Origin of the sequence: Acidimangrovimonas pyrenivorans, assembly GCF_042643245.1 — a bacterium.
Taxonomy (GTDB): Bacteria; Pseudomonadota; Alphaproteobacteria; order Rhodobacterales; family Rhodobacteraceae; genus Acidimangrovimonas; species Acidimangrovimonas pyrenivorans.
Map to the genome: position 1 here is coordinate 1 of NZ_JBHRSK010000022.1, position 5,904 is coordinate 5,904.

Below are 5,904 nucleotides of genomic sequence, written 5' to 3' on the forward strand. Positions count from 1 at the left end.
TCCGGTCACGGCTGGATGAAAGACCCGTGGCAGGTCAGAGTTCACGTTGGTCAACACGGTCGCCTTCGCCAACACGATCGCCGCCGGCACCGGCGTGACGCTTCAGGGAAATACCAGCGTCTCCGCTTCGTCGGCGCGTCGGTTCCTGCTCGAGCTGACCGACGTCACCAGCGGTTCGGAGGCGGTCACGCTGACCGGCCTCATGGAAGGCAGCGCGTAAGGGGGCACCCGTGTCTGACAACAGTTTCCTGGCGGACGTCCTCAAGGCGGCCGCCGGTTCGGCGCTGATCACCGCGGCCGCCTGGGGCGCCGCCGGCGGCGCGACCTCGGCGCTGGTGATCAAGGTCCGGCTCAAGGACGCCCTGCGCCAGATCATCATCGGGGCCCTGGTGGCAGCCGGCTCGGGCGCGCTCGGCGGTGCCTTCCTGGTGCGCTGGGTCGGGCTGCCCCGGGAGATGATCGCCGTCACCGGGGCGGCCTCGTCCGTCTCCTACCTGACCGGGGTCTTCGGCCCGGCCATCTTTTCCCTGATCCTGCAGCGGCTGCAGACGGGTGAGATCGATGATCAAGGCTGATCCCCGCAAGCTGCGCCGGGCGCCACATACGCCGGCCGCGGATTTCTGGCACCGCGCCCGCGTCGGTGTGGCCGTCGCCATCCTGATCCCCCTGGTGGCGCATTTCCTCTGACCAATGGAGAATGCGATGTCCTATCGCCTGTCACCCCGATCGCTCGGGAATCTCAGCCACGTCCACCCGGACCTGGTCGACTGCATCAAGCGGGCGATCCAGGTCACCGAGCAGGACTTCGGCGTGCCGGCGCCGGCGGCACGCACGGCCAAGGAGCAGCACAAGCTGTTCCTGGCGGGCCGCTCGCAGAAGGACGGCTATCGCCACAAGTCGAACCACCAGATCACCGCTGATGGCACCGGCCATGCCGCCGACCTGGTGCCGTGGGATGGCGCCCGCTTCGCCTGGGACTGGCCGCTGATCTACCCGGTCGCCGCGGCGATGGCGCAGGCCGGCCGGGACATGGGCACGCGGCTGCGCTGGGGCGGTAACTGGTACGAGTGCCTCACTGACAGCTGCCACTCGGCCGCCGACGCCGCAGCGGCGGTGGCGCGCTACAAGGTCAAGCACCCCGGGCCGGACTTCATCGACGGGCCTCATTTCGAGCTGTTGCCGTGATCGGCCGGCTTCAACAGGCGGTGCTTCTGGTGGCGCTGGCGGCGACCATTGCGCTCGGGGCCTGGGGTTGGTGGCAAGGGCATCGCCTCGCCTCGGCGCGCGATCAGATCGCCGCGCTGCGGCTCTCGCTGGCGGCCGAGAAGGCGGCCCGGGCCCAGGCCGAGCAATCCGCCGCCGTCCATCGCGCCTACCTTACCCGCGCAGAGGCCGATGCCGCCAGCCTGCGCGCCACGCTCACCGATCTGCAATCCATGGAGGGACGCGATGCGCCGCTTGATCCTGTGCTCGCTGCTACCGCTCAGCGCCTGTATGGGCAGCACTGAGCCGCAGGTGGTCTACCGGGTACCGACGGTTCCGGCCGACCTGCTGCGGCCCTGTGCGGGCTATGATGGGCCTGTGCCGGCGATGGCTGGGCAGGCGTCAGATGCCTGGGTGCGGGAATGGGCCGGGCGGCGTTGCGCCAACCGGCGGATCGAGGCCGTGCGGGTGATTCTGGAGAGAACCCGCTCGGGATGACCTGTCCGTATGAAACGACAAGGCTGCTCACTATGCTATTGGTCAGAGCTGGGGAAACACTCTGAAGGTGGCTGGAAGCCCCTGTTGTTCCTAAAGTATTTTATGAGATTGGTGTCTGCGATTTGCAGGTTCTAATAGAAAACTCGAGACATCAACTTATTGTGAGTGCGGCGCGCCGAAAATATGACAATCTGGTGGAGAAAAGCAAAAAAATAGTTAATTGCGCCTAGTTGTTTCAGTGGGGGACTAATTTCCATGAGTACGGACTATGTCTACGAGGGCACGGACACTCGTACGTCTCTTGCGGTTGGTACAACCAAGTCCGGAGTGATCGATGCCGAGCCGATTAGCGGCGATGGAGTAACATTGGATAATAGCGGCGGCTATGTCGACAAGGACTGGTACAGGGTCAGCCTTCTGAAAGGCCACGTTTACGAGTTCGACGGGCATTCCCTTTCGCTTTCGACAGGATCAATCGCCATCTCGCTGTATGACGCGAACGGGAGCCCAGTCTTGGGGCTTCAAGAAGGTGCAAATCCCGTACTGACAATAGATACGACGAGTCAGTCCAGTTCGAGCCAGACCTACTACGTCGCCGTCAGCGCGGGTGGGCCCGAGCCGGATTGGCGAACGGCCACAGGAAGTTTTTCGCTGGGGCTTGCTGACAATGGCTACACGCTCGCCCCGACGCTGAGTTCTGTGTCCCCGACGTCCTATCCGGCGGACAACGTCAACCACACGATGCGGCTGCTCGGCAGCAACTTCGTGAGCGGCGACACGCTGACCTTCGTCGATCCGCAGGGCACCACCATTCAAAGCACCTCGGCGAAGCTGACATTCGTCTCCGGCAGCGAGATCGACTACCAACTCAACGACGCCGCGGACGCCGGCACCTGGCAGGTCCGTGTCAACAGTTCCGACGGCACGCAGCATTCGAGCTACGACGCGTTCAGCGTGGCGGCGGCCCCGCAAACAACCGACAACGCCCTCGACACCGTCTCATCCACTGCAAACCTGACAATGGATGGAACAACAATCGGCACGATCGATGCGATCCCGATCAGTGGCAGCTACGACACCACCGTAGACCATGACTGGTTCAAGGTCATCTTGTCCGCGGGACATGACTATCACTTCTCCGCTCAGCCCACCGCAGCGACATTGGACACGGTTGCAATCGACCTGAGGGACGGAAACGGTCTGGTTCAGACGCCGATCCCGGAAGGCTCCGCGCCCGATTTTTACTATACGCCGCAAACGAGCGGAACCTACTACTTCGCCATCAGTGCGGGCGGCAGCGACTATGCGAGCAAGACGGGCGGTTACCAGATCAATGTAAGTGACGGCGGACTGATCTCGACCGATGCAAACGACAGTGTGGCCGGAGATACAAGTACCACTCTGTCACTCTCGCCTGGGCAAACACTGACTGGCGCGATCAACCAGACCGACCTAAGCGGAAGTGTAGTTGACCACGACTGGTACCGCCTCTCGCTGACCGGGGGGCAGAGCTACCACTTCACAGACCAAGGCCTTTCCGGAACGCTCGATTACACCGCGATCCGCATCCATGATGGGAACGGAAATCCGCTCGGAACCCTGGCTGATTTCAGCAGTTCGCTCGACTTCGCAGCGCCTACCAGCGGCACCTATTACCTCGCCGTCAGCGCCGGCGGTAGCGGGTATGCAGACAAGGTCGGTGACTACAGCGTCACCATGACCAGTCTCGGGACGTCCCTCTCGGACGATTTCGCGGACAGTGCGACTGACACGAGCGTGGCGATCGGCGCCCTCGCGGTGGATAGCTCGAAAACAGGATATATCGGGCCGGCGGACAGCAATGACACGTATGGCGACAAGGATGTGTTCCAGGTGTCCCTGCAGCAGGGACACAGCTACGACATCGAGCTCAAGAGCGCCGCGGTTAGCGGTGCCACCCTGCCGCTTGGTGTCTTCACCGTTCGTGACCCTGGCAATTTCGATCACGTTCTTAAGACGAGCGCCATCTCCCCCGATTCACATCTCATCTATACCCCGGATAGCAGCGGGACATATTTCCTGCGCGTGGGCAGTGGCGGGGCCGCGACAGATCAGGGGGGATACGAGGTTTCCGTTCACGACGTGACGCAGCCGGCAAGCGCTGCCGATGATTACCCCGACTTTCCGGGGGATGTTACAGCGTCCAATTCGATTGCCACCGTGCCTATGGGGGGGGCCGAGACCGGTGTGATCGAAGCCGCAGGCGACAAGGATGTATTCAAGATCAATGTTCAGTCAGGCCATAGCTATCAGCTCTCCCTTACCGGGGAGGGCGCAGGAATACTTGGCGCGCTTTCCAGCACATATCTTACGGTGCGAGATGGCGCTAGTTTCAACAGCGAAATAGCTCATGGTGGAACTGGCCTGCAAACAACGCTGAACTTCACAGCACAAGCAGACGGGATCGAATACATCCGTGTGGGTTCCGGAGGTGGCGGCACTTCCACCGGTGGCTACCGTTTGTCGGTCGCAGATATTGGCGTGCTGTCGCAAACGCCCCTGTCCCCCCCTGCGCAGACTCCTGATCCAGTCGCCGACGCTGTGAACTATGCGGAATACATGGTGAAGGATCTTTCTGTGAATGTCGCGGACATGTTGGTTGACGACAAAGTGTGGAAGGAATTCGCTGGATACATGCTCTTTGTCGAGAACGATGCCGAGGCGTATGCGTTCGCAAAAGATGTAGCAGATTCGGGTGCCCTGGATTGGATTGGAGTTGGGGCACACGTATTTTCTGCAGTGAAGTCTGCACCAAGTGGTGAAAAAGGGCGTGCGGCATATGTTAGCTTCGTCGACGGAGTCGTCGACGCAGTCTTCATGGCTGCGGGCTCAGAGACTGGCGGATTATTTGGAGCTGTCGGAGGTGCAGGTCTCGGCACGCTTATAGAACCGGGTGTCGGAACCGCGCTTGGAGGTGTCGGAGGCGAACTAGCAGGAAGTATATTGGGGGCTGGCCTCGGGCATACCATTTACGATCATACTATCCATCAATGGGTGGTGTCGGAGGCAGAGTCCGCCTATGACTATGTCGCAGGCAGTTCGACCGGTTCCTCTTCAATGTCGACGCTGTTTTCTGCAGCACTCGGCACCTCTGATAGTCTGGCAGCTTCCGCTAGTTCTTCAGCCATCGGTTTGCCTGACGAAGCTTCGATCATCAAACTTGATGAGGAATGGTATCTGAAGACCTATCCGGACGCTGCCGCTGCGGTTGCAAACGGCATTGCGGCCAATGCCTATGCATATTTTCTTACCGTTGGGATAGACAAGGGCGAGCAGCCGAACGCTTCGCAGCACCTGACGCGGGCGGATCTTCCTTTCCGGGTCATCAACAATGATCCAGCCGTCCTGGGCAAGTCCGCATTGCTCACGCAAGCGTTGGGCAACTATGCCGGCGACGGCATGTCCGCCGCTGAAACAAAGGTTGTGTCGGCGATCAATGGGACGCGCGGGGCAGCCGTCGGCCTGGACATGGACGCCATCCTCTCTGCGATCGCCTCACGCAAGGCGATCGACCTTGTGGCCAATTTTGCCGACAGCGCCGCGCGCATGGCGCATTCGCATCAGGACAGTGGCTGGGCGGATGGCTGGTCCAACGGCAATGTGATCGCACAGCAGTTCAATGACGCATTCAGCACGATATTCGGCAATAGCGCCCCGGACAGCCATTTCCAGCTTTTCGTCGTCGCTCAACCCGGTGCGAACGCTGCAAACGTGATCGCCCAGATCGAAGCGCAGGCGGGCGGCAGTGCCGCACTGTCCGACAGCAATTACAATACCATCGGCGTGGCTGAATATGGCGGGATCTGGGTTGTCATCGTTGGCGAACGGGATGCGGGATACACGCCGGTTACTCCGACGGGGACAGACGGCCTCGCCCATGTCAGCGAATATGGCGGAGCCGCGGATGACATACTGTTCGCAGGGACCCGCCAGGCGCATCTTTATGGCCTCGCCGGGAATGACCTCTTGGTTGGCGGAGCCTCGGCAGATCATCTTTCGGGGGGGACGGGCGCAGATACAATCAAGGGCGCAAGCGGGGCTGACCACATCATCGGCAATCTAGGCGCGGACCACCTGCAAGGCGGGAACGGCTTCGACACGATCTTCGCCGGCGCAGGCAACGATACGGTCGATGGCGGCAACGGGCGCGACAAGGTGCTTCTC

At 61.3% G+C, this 5,904-nt stretch carries 5 protein-coding genes and 1 pseudogene; all 6 read left to right on the top strand.

Annotation, left to right across the window (positions count from 1 at the left end; translation table 11 throughout):
* Positions 1 to 46 precede the first annotated feature (46 nt).
* Positions 47 to 220 carry a hypothetical protein gene (locus ACFOES_RS20465; RefSeq protein WP_377835490.1) on the top strand — a complete coding sequence of 58 codons (174 nt, stop codon included), beginning with the start codon at positions 47 to 49 and terminating at the stop codon, positions 218 to 220.
* Positions 221 to 230: 10 nt separating this feature from the next.
* The gene (locus tag ACFOES_RS20470) at positions 231 to 575 is read left to right on the top strand and encodes a hypothetical protein (RefSeq protein WP_377835492.1); all 345 of its coding nucleotides are present in this window, start codon (positions 231 to 233) and stop codon (positions 573 to 575) included.
* Positions 562 to 687, top strand: coding sequence for a hypothetical protein (locus tag ACFOES_RS20475; RefSeq protein ID WP_377835494.1), 126 nt, complete (start codon positions 562 to 564; stop codon positions 685 to 687). The genes ACFOES_RS20470 and ACFOES_RS20475 overlap by 14 nt, the downstream gene beginning before the upstream one ends.
* Before the next feature lie 15 nt (positions 688 to 702).
* Entirely contained in the window at positions 703 to 1,185 is a 483-nt protein-coding gene (locus ACFOES_RS20480) for a hypothetical protein (RefSeq protein WP_377835496.1), read from the top strand.
* Complete coding sequence (locus tag ACFOES_RS20485; RefSeq protein ID WP_377835498.1) at positions 1,182 to 1,508, top strand: hypothetical protein; 327 nt, start codon at positions 1,182 to 1,184, stop codon at positions 1,506 to 1,508. The genes ACFOES_RS20480 and ACFOES_RS20485 overlap by 4 nt, the downstream gene beginning before the upstream one ends.
* A gap of 448 nt (positions 1,509 to 1,956) precedes the next feature.
* Positions 1,957 to 5,904 (top strand): annotated as a pseudogene (locus ACFOES_RS20490) (hypothetical protein); the annotation flags it as partial.

Coding starts and splice junctions, on each gene's coding strand:
- ACFOES_RS20475 (WP_377835494.1), top strand. CDS start 562: ATGATCAAGGCTGATCCCCGCAAGCTGCGCCGGGCGCCACATACGCCG.
- ACFOES_RS20480 (WP_377835496.1), top strand. CDS start 703: ATGTCCTATCGCCTGTCACCCCGATCGCTCGGGAATCTCAGCCACGTC.